This window comes from Constrictibacter sp. MBR-5 (genome assembly GCF_040549485.1).
GTDB lineage: Bacteria > Pseudomonadota > Alphaproteobacteria > JAJUGE01 > JAJUGE01 > Constrictibacter.
In genome coordinates this window covers 1-13,758 of the sequence record NZ_JBEPTK010000020.1, presented here as the reverse complement: position 1 = coordinate 13,758, position 13,758 = coordinate 1, and the positions used below count along the sequence as shown (strand labels likewise).

Here is a 13,758-nt window from a genome sequence, read left to right as displayed (position 1 = left end):
TAGGAACCGACGATCGAGCATCGGGCATCCGTCCGCGGCTCTCGAAATCTCCCGTGTGAGTCGACGGGAAGACCGCGTCGTCGCTCCCCTATGCGACTCGGGTGCGACGCCAGCCACCCTTTCCACTCACAGCGGGTGTCGCCGGCCATTCCATCCGGCGACACCCGCTGCGACCCCGCGCGTGGAGGGGTGCAGCCGATGTCCCGAATCGGGTGGTGGGATCCGCCTCTACCCTCACCCGGACTTTACCGCCACATAGCTCCCAGGCGCGTCCTCCAGGGCCTTAAGCTCGCCGTCGCCGGGCTTGCGGGCCGGAACCTTGCTGCCGGCGTAGCGCGAGACCCATTTCTGCCACTCGGGCCACCAGGACCCCGGATGCTCGGTCGCACCCGCGAACCATGCCTCCGGGTCCGCCGGCGTCTTGGCGTTGGTCCAGTGGGCATACTTGTTTGCCGCCGGCGGGTTGATCACGCCCGCGATGTGCCCCGAAGCGGCGAGGACGAACTTCACCGGGCCGCCATAGATCTGGGTGCCGCGGTAGACGCCGTGCCATGGTGCGATGTGGTCTTCCCGGCTGGCCAGCAGGAAGGTCGGGGTCTTCACCGTGCCGAGGTCGATGGGCACCCCGTCGAGTTCGACGCCTCCCGGCTGCGACAGCGCGTTCTTCTGGTACATGTTGCGCAGGTAAAAGCTGTGCATCGCCGCCGGCATCCGGGTCGAGTCGGAATTCCAGTACAGCAGGTCGAACGGAAACGGATCCTTTCCCAGTAGGTAATTGTTCACGACGAACGACCAGATCAGGTCGTTGGCGCGCAGCATGTTGAAGGTCGTCGCCATCTCCGAGCCTTCGAGATAGCCGCGCTCGTTCATCTTGTCCTCGAGCGCGCGCAGCTGGTCCTCGTCGATGAAGACCTCGAGTTCGCCGGGTTCGCCGAAATCGACCATCGCGGCGAAGTAGGTCGCGCTCTTGATGCGGTCGTCGCCCTTCGCCGCCATCCACGCCAGCGTGGACGCGAGCAGGGTACCGCCGAGGCAATAACCGATGGCGTTGACGTCCCGCTCCCCCGTCGCCTTCTCGACGGCATCGAGGGCTGCGAGAGGCCCCTGGTGCATGTAGTCGGCGAAGCTCTTGGCGGAGAGGTCGCCATCCGGGTTCACCCAGGAGATCACGAAGACCGTGTGACCCTGGTCGGTCGCCCATTTGATGAACGAGTTCTGCGGGCGGAGATCGAGGATGTAGAACTTGTTGATCCACGGCGGGATGATCACCAGCGGTCGCTTGTGCACCTCCTCGGTCGTCGGCTCATACTGGAGGAGCTGCATCAGCTGGTTCTGATAGACCACCTTCCCCGGCGTAACGGCGATGTTGCGGCCCAACTGGAACGCCGCCGTATCGGTCTGGCTGATCTTCAGCTGTCCCTTGCCGGCCTCCAGGTCGCGCAGCAGGTTGTTCAGCCCCTTGACGAGGTTCTCGCCGCGGCTTTCCACGGTGGCACGCAGCACGGCCGGGTTGGTCATCACGAAGTTGGAGGGCGCCATCGCGTCGACGAACTGACGCGTGTAGAACTCGACCTTGCGCCGCGTCTTGTCATCCAGTCCATCGTCCATGTCGTGAACGGTGGACTGCAGCCAGCGCGACGTGACGAGATAGGACTGCTTGATGTAGTCGAAGAGGAAGTTCTCCTCCCACGCCGCGTCCTTGAAGCGGGAATCGCCCTTGCGCGGGGCGGCCGCCGGCTCGACGGATTCTCCCATCATGCGGCGGGCGGCGCTGTGCCAGACCTTCATATAGTCCTGCCAGAGCTGCGTCTGCGCCTCCGCCAGCCGGATCGGGTTGGAGAGCATATGCCCCGTCAACTCCATGAAGGCGCGCCCGACGCCGAGCGGATCCGTGCCGGTCGCCTGCACTTCCTCGGCATTGCGGCTGAGGAACTCGGTCATGATCCGCTGACTCTGCTCGGCGATCTTGGCGAAGTTGGCGGCCAACTCGGCCGGGTCCGCCTGGGTGCTCGGGCTCTGCGGTTCGGCCATCTGAGGCTCCCTGAACTGTTCTCACCGGCAAGCGGGTCTGCGGCGTTCCGCGATCCGGCGTCCTTGTGATACTACAGCCGCAACACGCTGATTTCTAATCCGGTGGGGTGGTTTCATGCGAAAAGCTGGTGTCAGATCGGCGACGATAAGGGCTGCTACCGCCCTGCTCCTGCTGGGCGCGTCCGGCTGCTCCTCCGTGCCGGACGAGGTCAATCCCGCCGAATGGTACCGCTCGGCCAGTTCATGGCTGTCGAGCGACCCCGCACCGACTTCCGGTGAAGCCGCACCGAGCGTCGTCGGTACGCCGCTGCCGGCCGAACGTGCCGACACGTTCCCCAACCTGGCCAGCGTCCCAGACCGCCCGGCGCCGACCTTGGATCCTGCGGCGCGGCGCGACATGGTGGCGTCACTGCGCCGTGAGTCGGGCGAAGCGCAGGCAGACGCCGCAGCTCTCGATCGGCGTGCCGAGGCCGAGGTGGCGCGGCGCGAGCAGCCTATGGTTACGCAGCAGCCGCCCTCCCTGCCGCAGCCCCGGCCCGGCGCAGTGCCGGTGGAACGGCCGACGGCATCGCTCGCACTGCCGCCCGATGCGGCAGCGCCGTCTGCGCGGGCGCCTGCACCGGCTGGCGCGCAGCCGGAAAGGCCTCAGCCCGCGCCAGCCGCCACGACGGCACCGCGCGAGACGCCGGTGCCTGGGCCCGCAGCGGCGCAGCCGGCAGCCCAGGAGCCTCCGGCAGCGCGACCGTCCACGACGCGAGCCGCGGGCTTCACCCCCGGGACGCCGTTGGCGCCCCGGCCACCGGTGCAGCCGCCGCAGCCGCTATCGCAGCGCGCTGCCGGGTGACGGCCGACGCCGATGCCCCGGACATCGGCCGTCAGCATGCGATCTGTCTGAAAGCGTCTCGCCCCCGGCCCGAAAGCCGCTATAAGTTCATCGGCCCTTCCGGCGGCAACGCTTTCGTGGCGTTGCGGCCGGTACAATCGCCTGGATCGCCCGACGCCCTTGGCCGCTGAACCGATGACACGACCGAACGCGACACCATTACGAATAGCCCTGGCGGGCCTCGGAACCGTCGGCACCGGCGCGCTCAAGCTGGTTGCGACGCAGGCCGACCTGCTCGAGCGGCGCTGCGGACGCCCGGTGGTGGTCACCGATGTCTCGGCGCGCGACCGGACGCGCGACCGCGGTATTCCGCTTACCGGGCTGAACTGGCACGATGACGCCGTCGCCATGGCGCGCACCGCCGAGGTCGACATCGTCGTCGAACTGATCGGCGGCGCCGACGGCCCGGCGAAAGCCGTGTGCGAAGCGGCCCTGGACGCCGGCCGCCACGTCGTTACCGCCAACAAGGCGCTGATCGCGCGGCACGGTGTTGCCCTGGCGCAGCGCGCCGAGGCGGCCGGCTTCACCCTCGCTTACGAGGCCGCGGTCGCCGGCGGCATTCCTGTAATCAAGACGTTGCGCGAGGGACTGGCGGCCAACCGACTGTCGCGCGTGTACGGCATCTTGAACGGTACCTGCAACTACATCCTCTCTACCATGCGCGAGTCGGGGCGCCCGTTCGAGGATGTCCTCACCGAGGCGCAGCGGCTCGGCTATGCCGAGGCCGACCCGACCTTCGACATCGACGGCATCGACGCGGCACACAAGCTCGCCATCCTCACGAGCCTGGCCTTCGGTACGCGCGTCGAATCCGACGCGGTGCAGGCGGAAGGCATCCGGCACGTATCCGCCCTCGATATCGCTTTCGCCGAGGAACTCGGCTATCGCATCAAGCTTCTCGCGATCGCCCGTCGCACACGCCACGGCATCGAGCAGCGCGTTCATCCCTGCATGGTGCGCAGCGCCAGTCCGATCGGCGGGGTGGAAGGGGTCCTGAATGCGGTCGTCGCCGAGGGCGACTTCATGCCGTCGACGGTCCTGGTCGGCGCCGGCGCCGGCGCCGGACCGACTGCGTCCGCCGTCGTGGCGGACATCATCGACATCGCGCGCGGGCGCATCACGCCGATGTTCGGCCTACCCGCGGATGCGCTGGAACCGCTGACCGATTCACCGCTCTCGATGCATGTCGGCGCCTATTACCTGCGCCTCATGGTGATCGACCGGCCCGGCGTCCTGGCTTCGGTGGCCCGCGTGCTCGGCGAGGAGGCGGTCTCCATCGAGTCCGTATTGCAACGCGGTCGCGATCCGGAGGAAATCGTTCCTCTGGTGCTGGTGACCCACGATACCGAGGAAGCCGCGATGCTGCGCGCCGTGGCGCGCATCGGGGAACACGACGCGGTGGTCGAACCGCCACGGCTCATTCGAATCGAAACGCTCTAGGAGACACCCGAAATGGCAGCGGACGAGCAGACGGCCGCAATGGACCGCAACCTCGCGCTGGAGGTTGTCCGCGTGACCGAAGCGGCGGCACTGTCCGCCTCCCTCTGGATGGGGCGCGGTGACGAGAAGGCGGCAGATCAGGCGGCGGTCGACGCGATGCGGCGGGCGCTGAACAGCCTCGCGATCGAGGGCACCGTCGTGATCGGCGAAGGCGAGCGCGACGAGGCGCCGATGCTCTACATCGGCGAAAAGGTCGGCGCGGGGAACGGTCCCAAGATCGACATCGCCCTCGATCCGCTGGAGGGTACGACGATCACCGCGAAGGGCGGCCCGAACGCCCTCGCGGTCATCGCCATGGCGGAAGCCGGCGGGTTCCTGAACGCCCCCGACACCTACATGGACAAGATCGCCGTCGGTCCCGGCCTTCCGGAGGGCGTGGTCGACCTCGACCGGGCACCCGAAGAGAACCTTCGCGAACTGGCGAAGGCCAAGGGAGCCAAGCCCTCAGATCTCGTCGTGTGCATCCTCGATCGGCCGCGCCACGCAGAACTGATCGCGAAGATCCGCGACGCCGGCGCCCGCATCATGCTGATCTCGGACGGCGACGTCTCCGGCGTGATCGCCACGGCCCGCCCCGGTAGCGGCGTCGACATGTATATCGGCAGCGGCGGCGCGCCCGAAGGCGTGCTGGCGGCAGCGGCGCTACGCTGCATCGGCGGCCAGATGCAGGGCCGACTGCTTTTCCGCAACGACGACGAGCGCGGCCGCGCACGCCGGATGGGCATCACCGATTTCGACCGCAAGTACAGCATGCTCGACCTGGCGCACGGGGATGTCATGTTCGCTGCCACCGGCGTCACCACCGGCACAATGCTCCAGGGCGTGCGCCGTTTCGCCGGTGGCGCCGTCACCCACTCCATGGTGATGCGCTCCAAGAGCGGGACCGTCCGGGTGATCGAGGCGGAACACAACTTCACGCGCAAGACGGGCTTCGATCCGGTCGACCGCTAGGGCCGGAATGCAGGACACCCTGCTTTCCCACGTACCGCCCCCTGCCGGCTCTTCGGCGGGGGGCGCGTTCCTGGGTGTCGAGCGCTCGCTGACCGGGCGAGCGTGGCGCGCGCGACCTTGTGACGAGCGTCTGGCGCTCGCACTGACCCAACGGCTCGCAGTGCCGGACATCGTCGGCCGGGTGCTGGCGGGACGGTGCGTCGGGGTCGAGGATGCGGAAGATTTCCTGGCGCCGCGCCTGCGCAGTCTGCTCCCGGATCCATCGTGCCTGCGGGACATGGACAAGGCTGCGACACGGCTGGCGGCTGCCGTAAAGGCGGGCGAGCGAGTGGTGCTGTTCGGCGACTACGACGTCGACGGCGCTTCCTCGGTCGCCTTGCTGCGGCGGTTCCTGTCGGCGACGGGCCTCGAAACCGCCATCTACATTCCGGACCGCATCGACGAGGGCTACGGTCCGAACGCAGCGGCGATGCGCCAGCTCCAGCAGCAGGGCGCGACCCTCGTCGTCGCGCTCGACTGCGGGACCACCGCGTTCGAGGCACTCGATGCCGCCGCTGCGGTAGGGCTCGACGTGATCGTGGTCGATCATCATGTCGCCGAGGTCGGCCTGCCCCACGCCCACGCCGTCGTGAACCCGAACCGCCTGGACGAGATGCCCGGCCTCGGGCATCTGGCCGCCGTGGGCGTCGCCTTCCTGCTCGCGGTCGCAGTCAATCGCCTGCTGCGCGACGACGGCTGGTTCGCGGAGCGCGCCACCGGCGCACCCGACCTGATGCAGTGGCTGGACCTCGTCGCACTCGGCACACTGTGCGACGTCGCTCCCCTCACCGGCCTCAACCGGGCGTTCGTCGCGCAGGGGCTCAAGATCATGGGGGCGCGTCGGAACGCCGGCCTCTCGGCACTCGCGGACGTCGCCCGCCTGAACGGCCTCCCCAGCGCGGACCAGCTCGGCTTCTTCCTCGGCCCCCGCATCAACGCCGGTGGCCGCGTCGGCCAGGCGGACCTGGGCGCCCGTCTCCTGACGACCGACGATCCCGAAGAAGCGCGGCGCATCGCCGAGCGCCTGGATGTCTACAATAGCGACCGACGCGCCTTGGAGGCCGACGTCGTGGAGGCCGCGCTCGAGCAGGCCGCAGCCCATGGCGACGCGCCGATCACTCTGGTCGCCGGCACGGACTGGCATCCCGGTGTCATCGGAATCGTCGCAGCACGTCTGGTGGAGCGGCTGCACCATCCGGCGTGCGTCGTGTCGCTTACGGACGGCGTCGGCAAGGGTTCCGGCCGCTCCGTTCCGGGGTTCGCTCTCGGTCCCGCGATCGTCGCGGCGCGGCAGGCGGGACTGCTGGAGGCTGGCGGAGGCCACGCCATGGCGGCGGGCTTCACCATCCGGGAGGAGAGGCTGGACGATCTGCGTGCCTTTCTGGCCGAGCGACTGCAGCGGGAGCTTCCAGCGAGCGCCGCAGTGGCCCGTCCGCTGGATCTGGACGGTCTCGTGACGCCGCGCGCCGCTACCCCCGATCTGCTCGACCTGCTCGACCGCATCGGCCCCTACGGCAGCGGCCATGACGAACCGCGCTTTGCCCTGTCCGCCGCACGCATCGCGCGAGCCGACATCGTCGGCGAGCGGCATGTACGCCTGCGCCTCGCGGACGCCGGCGGCGGCGCGCTCAAGGCAATTGCCTTCCGCTGCGTCGGCACGCCGATGGGCGATGCGCTGCTCGCCGCCCGTGGCGCTCCCCTACATGTGGCCGGCCTGTTGCGCGCTGATCACTGGAATGGAAACCGCGGCGTGCAGCTGATCGTGACGGACGCCGCCCATCCTTCCTGAGATTGCCCGGAAGGCCACGCAACGGGTTGCTTTTCCGGCTCCTTCCGACTATTTCGTGTCCCGCGCTGGTCCCATCGTCTAGCGGTTAGGACACCGCCCTTTCACGGCGGCGACCCGGGTTCGAATCCCGGTGGGATCACCATGCGCATTTATTTCCCCTTCATCTTCAAGACGTTAGAGACAGAACTGTCTAACCCGCCCGCGTGGTTAGACATCGGCTGTTCCCGGTCTGCCCCGCGCATGCGCTCGAACGCCTGCTCGGCAAGCCGCGACTGGTCGGCTGCACGGACGTAGCGGGTCACCTCGGCGTCGGTCCGGTGCCCGGTCACGGCCTTGATCTGCTCATGGCTGCATCCCGCCTCCGCCAGCCGCCGGGAAGCCGCCTTCCGCAGCCCGTGCGCCGAGCAGTGCGGGAGCTCGGCGGCGTCACACTGTTCGCGGAACCAATTCCCGAAGCCGGCGGGCGTGAATGGCTTGCCGTAGGCGGTGACCATGAAGGTCATGTTGCCCCGCGGCGCCTCCGCCAGCACGGCCAGCAGGTCGGCGTGCATGGGCAGGATCAGGTGCGCGTCGGTCTTCACCTGCCGAACGCGGATCTTGTCACCCTCGACGTGCTGCCAGCCCATCCGCACAACGTCGGATCGCCGCTGCCCGGTGCAGAGCATCAGAGCAAGCGCCAGACGGGCCTTAGATCCCACGGGGTGCCGCTCCTCGAACTTGGTGATCTCCGCTTCCGTCCAGGTGTGGAAGCCGTCGCCAGCGGTGCGGAAGCCGCGGACGCCGTGCGTCGGATCGTCCGGCCGGAGCCCCAGGTCCACCGCCAGCCTCATCAGCGTGCGAAGCCGCTTCAGGAGATTGTTCGCGGCGGCCGGCGTCGCGTGCATGCCGCCCACTATCGCCTTCACGTGCCGGCGCTCGAGCATCGCCACCCGCTTCTCGCCGTGCCTCTCGCGGAACCTCTCGATCGCGTTGCGGTATGCCGCTTGCGTGCTGCGCTCCAGGCCGGTGAACTCGGCCGTGCGGTAGTAGGAGGCGATCAGCGCCGACATGGTGCCGGCCTTGCTCCGGTCCGCTCCAGGCTGCACGGCGGGCGCAGCCTCGCGGGAGAGGCACCGCTCGTACTCGGCCATGAAGGCCGGCGTCCAGGGCGCGGCCGTGAAGTAATAGGCCTCCTGCCCTTTGCGGCGGAAGCGGACGCGGATCTTGCCGTGTCGGTCGGCGAACTCGGAGACGTACTTGGGTAGCCGGCGCGGTGTCATCTGGAGGCCTCGTCCCATTCGTTGAGAGAGGCATTCTCGGCGCGGCCGGGCTCGCCGAATAGGATCTCTACTCCGTCCTTGGTCGCGCGGACGCCCGTGATGCGCTCCAGCGGCATTCCAGCGGCCAGCACGCCCTTGAGGGCGCGGGTCACGTCAGCCTGTGCAACTGGCGCGGGCCGCTTGGCCATAGGGTATCAATCCACCTCGACGGGGAGCCCGTAGGCGCGCCGCTTCATTCGCCGCACCGGCAAGGTCAAGTTGACGTCGAGCAGGCTCTCGTAGTTCTCCAGTCGGCGCCGTGCCTGATCCTGCGCCTTGGGGTCCCTCCCCCAGGCAATAACGCGGACGGTCTTCTTGTCCGGCTCGATCAGGGAGACTGGCTCTAAGTGAAACGTCGGCTTTGGCACCTCGCCATCGTTGTGGATCCGATACAGGGTTTCTAAAGGGCTCGGGTCCGGCGACCGCGAGAAGATCCACCGCCCATCAACAATGAGCAGATGCTCGTCGAGGGCTGGGATGGCTTCGGGGCGGCTGTTGGCGCGCTCGTAAAGTCCGATCGGATCGTACTCGCCGGCGTAGACCGGTTTGTCTGTAAGCGGAACCAATTCGACCGAATGGATGATCATCGTGCCGCGTTCGTTCGGGGAAAATTCCTCCTCCGGAATCGGAATGATGCTGCCGGGTGACGGGTTCGGATCATCGATCCGACGGCACGGAATAACGAAGCGCCCCCAAAGGCGGGCATGGACAACATCAGTCGGAAGCCAACGGCCGTCCGGCTCAGTCAAACACAGGGAGCGAAAGCCCCCAAAATCCGGTATGTAATCGACCGCTTCGATTACTTGGCTGGCGATAACCGATGTGGTGTCGACGATATTGGAAGCCAGTTCGAGCGAGAGGCCCGCTTCACTGAGCGCGTGGATGATCGCAACGGCGCCCTTGGCTTTTTTTGCGATGCGCCGCGTATGACGGCTACCTCGCCCACCGCCGGTAACGTGGCCGCGCATGCTGGGGAGCCCCAGCACAATGGCGACCGCGCGCGGGGCCATGCCGGACCACTCGGCGAGTTCGGCGTCTGAAATCCGGCCGGTCCACCAGTTGAGGACTTTGTCTCGATCAAGCACGTCGGGCGCCTCCCATACCGCAAACAACGTAGAGAGTGGTTTGGGGGATGGCAAGCGAAATGACGCCGCACGTTGTTTGGGGGAAGGCCCCGCCAGCATCGCCAGCGGGGCCTCGGCATCTGTTCACCGTGAACAGATAGATCAGCCGGCGGGCTCCCCCTCGCACACGGCATGCAGGTCGGCCATCGCCGCGTTGAAGGCGGCGAACTCCGGATCGTCCGGAATCGGCGGCCAGCCCGTCACCAGCATCTCGATCTTCCGCCGGATGCCGCGATAGGTCCGGGACGGGCGCCGCTTGATTTCGGCTTCCGCCGCGCCGAAGCGGTCGAGCATCGGTTGCCACTCCGGATCGGTGATGAGGAGGTCGAGCGACTGGTCGCTTAGCCAGTCCGCGAGGTCCAGTAGCTCGCCCTCGGACAGGGCCGTAAGGTCGCAGGTCATCGGCTCGGGAACGGGCGCGCTCATGACGTCACCTGTCCGGCGGCGGGCGTATCATCGGCGAACTGCTCCATCGCTTCATCGAAGCGGGTTTCCAGGTTCGCGAGATGCCGCTCCATCGTATCTGCGATGACGTGCAGGGCCTTTCCGCTGCGACTGTCCATCCCGTCCGTCAGCATGAACATCAGGACGTTGAGGTTTTGCAGATCACGGAGCGGCCGCTCCATCTCATCGAGAACGTCGCGCAGCTTGCCGGTCATGACTGCACCTCGCCTGCCATGCGCTCCGCCTCGCGCAGAATCAGCACGGTCCACTTATGCGGCCAATCCAGGTCATCGAACGGGATGTCGAGGATCAGGCCGCCGGGGCTCGGCACCCGCTGCCAGGAGTTGCGCGCCAGCATGCGCAGCTTGACGGCCAGCCCGGCCGCGCCGTGGGCCGGCATTTCCATCAGGCGGGACTCGATCTCGCAGGTCCGGTCCTGCAAGGCGTCGTGCCGGGCGCTATCCGCGTCGCTGTAGCCGGCATCGCGGATGAACTGCCGGAACAGGTCGACGTTGGCGTCGATGCTCCGGTCGCCGATGCGGTCGATGGCGGCTTCCATCGCGACGCCATAGGCGTCATCAAGCCGGCGGATCTCCGGCTGCGGCGCCAGCCATTCGCGCTCCAGCTCCAGCAGCTCGGCGTCGTCGTCGGCGACCAGCGGGCGGGTCATGTCGGCATCGAGCGGGACTGCCGCGCCGGCCGCCGTGATGCCGGTCACAAGCGCCGCACCGGCGCCGAGCAATACTGCGCGGCGCGTGGGCAAGGTTCGGGTATTGTCGGAATCAGCCATGATCCGGGCTCCTATCCAGCTTGGATTGTGGTCAGGCCGGGCGCGGTGCGGCAAACACCCGCTCGGCCGTCTGCGCTGTAGCGCCGCCGACTACGTTGCACTACACTGGAGGTGTCGTCAATGCGGATTACGGAAGGCAGCGCAATGGCCCGAACGGCGCCGACGAGTATGCGGCTAGACCCGGAAGTGAAAGCCGCGCTGGAGCGAGCTGCGAAGGACGACATGCGCTCGGTGTCGTCGCTGGTCGAGAAGATCCTGGTCGAGTGGCTGCGGGCGAACGGACACTTGAAAGGGTGAGTCATGGCTGACGATGGCATGGAGCTCAGAACATTCGTCTCTGATACCCTGACCCAAATCATCCAAGGGGTTGAAGAAGCCGGTAGAGTGTTCGCCGGACATGAGACGGCTCGCGTAAATCCATTCGGCGAGTACCAGGCGCACACAGGATGTATTAACGTCGACTTCGACGTCGCGGTAACGGTTCGGGATAAGATTGGCGGCTCTGGCAAGGCCAGCTTAAGGGTGGTCTCGCTATCATTCGGCGGAAGTGCCGTAAAGGAGGTTGCCACTGAGGCGATTAGTCGGGTGCGCTTTGCAGTACCCGTATCTCTTCCCGCCACCCGAGAACGGCCAGCTAAACCGCTCCCCGGTTTTGGCGAAGAGGACAACTACAATTACTCAGGATCTTAGTCGGCCGCCGTCCGCGCCGCTCTGGAATCGGCCGGCGTTGAGTTCATCGCCGAGAACGGCGGCGGGCCGGGGGTGCGGTTGAGGAAGTAGGAGGTGAGCACATGCTGAAGACGATCGACGACCTTAAGACGTTACGCGCAGAACTGGTCGAGCGCCGACGCGAGGAAGCGTATCGGATCGGGAGCGCGCAGCACGACGAGGGGATCGAAAAGGCTGGTCAGGTCCACCTCGCGATTGAGGCGATCGACGCCGTGATCGCGGAAGGCGAGGACCAGCGGGAGCCGCCCGATCCTACCGTGATGATCCTCTAAGGCGCGCCTCTATCGTTGCGCCCTTCCTGCGGCAGCATCCCATCACAACCAAAGACCAACATGGGGAAGACGATGTTCGAGATCGGGAAGCGGTACGAAATACGGATGATCATCGGCGGCGACGAAACCGCCATGTGGCGCACCGTCGAGAAGTATGAGCATCCGATGGTCAAGTTCGCCACCGAGCACTTCGATGCGGATAAGTATTTCTCGGCCAGCACGACCCCGGGCGAGATCGTCAACGTCACCTCCCCGAACTTCATCAGCGCGGTCGAGGATGCGGAAAAGCCGATTCCCGATCGGCTGAAGCCGGGCACTCCGCCAAAGACGTAGCGGGCGACGGCCGAAACCTGACCGTGCGGCAGGTTATCGACCATTGCGCCAGACTGGGACAATGGTCGGGTTTCGCGTCAGGCTGACGCAACGTTGCCCCAGGCCGTGCCGACGCCGCAGAACCTGTGCGAGGCTCAGGTTAATGTGGGATTTCCCCACGATATGCGGAGTGGGAATTGTCCACTTCGGAAGCCCGCCCCGCCGAAATGTGCCCGAGGGGCATATTTGCGGCTCGGCGCATCGAAGTGGGAGATTCCCACTTCCAACGGCGCCCACTGAACGGGCCGTTCAGTGCGGAGGTGTCCGTGTCACGCGGATGCCTTCGGCCGTGTTGGTGACGGACACGGCCAAGGGCGGGCCGTGGTGGCCCTCCCTTCGCGTACGTCATCGCCGGATTTCCCGGCATTGAGGGCGAAGGGGATGCCGTGGTGGTCGCCCCTTGGGGGATATGGCCGCAATACCCCCTCTCAGCGCCAAAGGGGATGACACTTCTGCCACCCCCTTTCGGCCCCAGGGTACCGACAGATCGGTCAGTACCTTCGCGGTGGCATCGGTGTCGCCGACGTCACGCGCTGCCGCTGGTCTCGCCGATCGCGTCCACCGGCGCCGGAGCCGGGACCGCGGCGAAGTGGCGTTCGACGGCGGCCACGCATGCGTCGATCCGCTCCGGCCCGATGGCGTGGCAATCCCGGATCTCGGCGAGGAAGGCCGTGATGCTGTCCCTCAGCCCCAGGACGGACGTTGCCGCCGATATCCCGTCGGCCATCCGACGTTCGCGGGCGGCGAGGTGCTCCAGCGTCGCCGCATGCTGCTCGGCGGCGTTGCTGGCCACGATGTCGAGCGAGGTGGCCAGATGGCGCACCAGCTCGCGCCGGGCCTTCTTCGGCATCTTGTCGAACGTCCCGATCCGCAGCATTTCGTGGACGCGGTCGGCCTGCTCGCGGTAGCCGGCCAGTAGGGCGATGGTGGCGCTCGGCTTCGGCGCGTCGCTGATCACATGCCCCTCCGCCAGTTGCCGCGGCTGAACTGGTCACGCACCTCCGCCACAGCTCCGGCCTTCGTCGCCTTCATCGCCGCGGGCAGCCGGCGCGCCATCGCACGGTCGACCGCGGCTTCGACCGCGCCGGGATCCGACGAGCCGCGCGCGTCGATGTAGTAGGACGGTCCCGCCGGCGCGGCTTCCGGAGCTGCCGACCGCGGCGCCGAGATCGCGCGCACGCCGAGATGACCGGACGGCGTCCGTGCCAGAGGCATGATGCCCTCTTCGCCGTCCTCACCCATCAGACCGGTCCGACCGTCGGCCATCGGGAACAGCGTCGGCCCCGTGACGATGGCACCCGTGGCGAACGGCACAATCTCGCGCCCGTTGCTGAAGGCTCCGCCCTTGGCGAAGAAGTAGCTCAGGTCCATGTTCGCGTAGGTGGACGGCTGGGACGCTGCCGCACCGCCGCCGCCGAACATGCCGCCGATGGCGCTCCCAAGAATGCCGCCGATGCTGTCGAGCGTCGGCGCGTTGGTGCCGAACAGCGCGTTCTTCAGCGGGTTGATCGCGGCCAGCCGGAACATCTCCTGCCC

Annotated in this window: 16 protein-coding genes and 1 tRNA gene; 8 read left to right on the top strand and 9 right to left on the bottom strand. The window is 67.2% G+C overall.

What is annotated here, in order from left to right:
- Window positions 1–234: 234 nt before the first annotated feature.
- Entirely contained in the window at window positions 235–2,031 is a 1,797-nt protein-coding gene (gene phaC / locus ABIE65_RS24785) for a class I poly(R)-hydroxyalkanoic acid synthase (protein WP_354081469.1), read from the bottom strand.
- Window positions 2,032–3,049: 1,018 nt separating this feature from the next.
- Between phaC and ABIE65_RS24780 the strand changes: the two genes are divergently transcribed.
- The 4 genes from ABIE65_RS24780 to ABIE65_RS24765 all read left to right on the top strand — a co-directional run bounded on the left by ABIE65_RS24780 (window position 3,050) and on the right by ABIE65_RS24765 (window position 7,335).
- The gene (locus ABIE65_RS24780) at window positions 3,050–4,354 is read left to right on the top strand and encodes a homoserine dehydrogenase (protein ID WP_354081468.1); all 1,305 of its coding nucleotides are present in this window, start codon (window positions 3,050–3,052) and stop codon (window positions 4,352–4,354) included.
- A 39-nt stretch (window positions 4,355–4,393) separates the two neighbouring features.
- The gene (gene glpX, locus ABIE65_RS24775) at window positions 4,394–5,365 is read left to right on the top strand and encodes a class II fructose-bisphosphatase (RefSeq protein ID WP_354081541.1); all 972 of its coding nucleotides are present in this window, start codon (window positions 4,394–4,396) and stop codon (window positions 5,363–5,365) included.
- 7 nt (window positions 5,366–5,372) lie between these two features.
- Window positions 5,373–7,193, top strand: coding sequence for a single-stranded-DNA-specific exonuclease RecJ (gene recJ / locus ABIE65_RS24770; protein WP_354081467.1), 1,821 nt, complete (start codon window positions 5,373–5,375; stop codon window positions 7,191–7,193).
- Between the two features lie 67 nt (window positions 7,194–7,260).
- A tRNA-Glu gene (locus ABIE65_RS24765) sits at window positions 7,261–7,335 on the top strand.
- A 7-nt stretch (window positions 7,336–7,342) separates the two neighbouring features.
- Here ABIE65_RS24765 and ABIE65_RS24760 read toward each other — a convergent pair.
- The 6 genes from ABIE65_RS24760 to ABIE65_RS24735 all read right to left on the bottom strand — a co-directional run bounded on the left by ABIE65_RS24760 (window position 7,343) and on the right by ABIE65_RS24735 (window position 10,849).
- Window positions 7,343–8,452: a tyrosine-type recombinase/integrase gene (locus ABIE65_RS24760; protein ID WP_354081466.1), complete on the bottom strand. Its 1,110-nt coding sequence runs from the start codon at window positions 8,450–8,452 to the stop codon at window positions 7,343–7,345.
- Window positions 8,449–8,640, bottom strand: a complete 192-nt coding sequence (locus ABIE65_RS24755) for a hypothetical protein (RefSeq protein ID WP_354081465.1) — start codon at window positions 8,638–8,640, stop codon at window positions 8,449–8,451. The genes ABIE65_RS24760 and ABIE65_RS24755 overlap by 4 nt, the downstream gene beginning before the upstream one ends.
- Window positions 8,641–8,646: 6 nt before the next feature.
- A complete protein-coding gene (locus ABIE65_RS24750) occupies window positions 8,647–9,576 on the bottom strand; it encodes a hypothetical protein (RefSeq protein WP_354081464.1) in 930 nt (309 codons plus the stop codon).
- A gap of 141 nt (window positions 9,577–9,717) precedes the next feature.
- Entirely contained in the window at window positions 9,718–10,041 is a 324-nt protein-coding gene (locus tag ABIE65_RS24745) for a hypothetical protein (RefSeq protein ID WP_354081463.1), read from the bottom strand.
- Entirely contained in the window at window positions 10,038–10,274 is a 237-nt protein-coding gene (locus tag ABIE65_RS24740) for a hypothetical protein (RefSeq protein ID WP_354081462.1), read from the bottom strand. The genes ABIE65_RS24745 and ABIE65_RS24740 overlap by 4 nt, the downstream gene beginning before the upstream one ends.
- Entirely contained in the window at window positions 10,271–10,849 is a 579-nt protein-coding gene (locus ABIE65_RS24735; RefSeq protein ID WP_354081461.1) for a hypothetical protein, read from the bottom strand. The genes ABIE65_RS24740 and ABIE65_RS24735 overlap by 4 nt, the downstream gene beginning before the upstream one ends.
- Before the next feature lie 120 nt (window positions 10,850–10,969).
- Here ABIE65_RS24735 and ABIE65_RS24730 point away from each other — a divergent pair, with 120 nt between their 5' ends.
- The 4 genes from ABIE65_RS24730 to ABIE65_RS24710 all read left to right on the top strand — a co-directional run bounded on the left by ABIE65_RS24730 (window position 10,970) and on the right by ABIE65_RS24710 (window position 12,183).
- Entirely contained in the window at window positions 10,970–11,146 is a 177-nt protein-coding gene (locus ABIE65_RS24730) for a type II toxin-antitoxin system antitoxin (protein ID WP_354081460.1), read from the top strand.
- A 3-nt stretch (window positions 11,147–11,149) separates the two neighbouring features.
- Window positions 11,150–11,539, top strand: a complete 390-nt coding sequence (locus ABIE65_RS24725) for a PH domain-containing protein (RefSeq protein ID WP_354081459.1) — start codon at window positions 11,150–11,152, stop codon at window positions 11,537–11,539.
- Between the two features lie 101 nt (window positions 11,540–11,640).
- Window positions 11,641–11,850, top strand: coding sequence for a hypothetical protein (locus ABIE65_RS24715; RefSeq protein WP_354081458.1), 210 nt, complete (start codon window positions 11,641–11,643; stop codon window positions 11,848–11,850).
- 105 nt (window positions 11,851–11,955) lie between these two features.
- On the top strand, window positions 11,956–12,183 hold the full coding sequence (locus ABIE65_RS24710; RefSeq protein WP_354081457.1) for a hypothetical protein: 228 nt from the start codon (window positions 11,956–11,958) through the stop codon (window positions 12,181–12,183).
- A 565-nt stretch (window positions 12,184–12,748) separates the two neighbouring features.
- Here ABIE65_RS24710 and ABIE65_RS24705 read toward each other — a convergent pair.
- A complete protein-coding gene (locus ABIE65_RS24705; RefSeq protein ID WP_354081456.1) occupies window positions 12,749–13,180 on the bottom strand; it encodes a hypothetical protein in 432 nt (143 codons plus the stop codon).
- Window positions 13,177–13,758, bottom strand: a 582-nt coding sequence (locus ABIE65_RS24700; protein WP_354081455.1) for a phage tail tape measure family protein, incomplete at its 5' end; no start/stop codon positions are given. The genes ABIE65_RS24705 and ABIE65_RS24700, both read right to left, overlap by 4 nt.

Bases quoted from the DNA above. Each gene is read 5' to 3' on its own strand.
- phaC (WP_354081469.1), bottom strand. From the start codon at position 2,031: ATGGCCGAACCGCAGAGCCCGAGCACCCAGGCGGACCCGGCCGAGTTG.
- ABIE65_RS24780 (WP_354081468.1), top strand. From the start codon at position 3,050: ATGACACGACCGAACGCGACACCATTACGAATAGCCCTGGCGGGCCTC.
- glpX (WP_354081541.1), top strand. From the start codon at position 4,394: ATGGACCGCAACCTCGCGCTGGAGGTTGTCCGCGTGACCGAAGCGGCG.
- recJ (WP_354081467.1), top strand. From the start codon at position 5,373: ATGCAGGACACCCTGCTTTCCCACGTACCGCCCCCTGCCGGCTCTTCG.
- ABIE65_RS24760 (WP_354081466.1), bottom strand. From the start codon at position 8,452: ATGACACCGCGCCGGCTACCCAAGTACGTCTCCGAGTTCGCCGACCGA.
- ABIE65_RS24755 (WP_354081465.1), bottom strand. From the start codon at position 8,640: ATGGCCAAGCGGCCCGCGCCAGTTGCACAGGCTGACGTGACCCGCGCC.
- ABIE65_RS24745 (WP_354081463.1), bottom strand. From the start codon at position 10,041: ATGAGCGCGCCCGTTCCCGAGCCGATGACCTGCGACCTTACGGCCCTG.
- ABIE65_RS24740 (WP_354081462.1), bottom strand. From the start codon at position 10,274: ATGACCGGCAAGCTGCGCGACGTTCTCGATGAGATGGAGCGGCCGCTC.
- ABIE65_RS24735 (WP_354081461.1), bottom strand. From the start codon at position 10,849: ATGGCTGATTCCGACAATACCCGAACCTTGCCCACGCGCCGCGCAGTA.
- ABIE65_RS24730 (WP_354081460.1), top strand. From the start codon at position 10,970: ATGCGGATTACGGAAGGCAGCGCAATGGCCCGAACGGCGCCGACGAGT.
- ABIE65_RS24725 (WP_354081459.1), top strand. From the start codon at position 11,150: ATGGCTGACGATGGCATGGAGCTCAGAACATTCGTCTCTGATACCCTG.
- ABIE65_RS24715 (WP_354081458.1), top strand. From the start codon at position 11,641: ATGCTGAAGACGATCGACGACCTTAAGACGTTACGCGCAGAACTGGTC.
- ABIE65_RS24710 (WP_354081457.1), top strand. From the start codon at position 11,956: ATGATCATCGGCGGCGACGAAACCGCCATGTGGCGCACCGTCGAGAAG.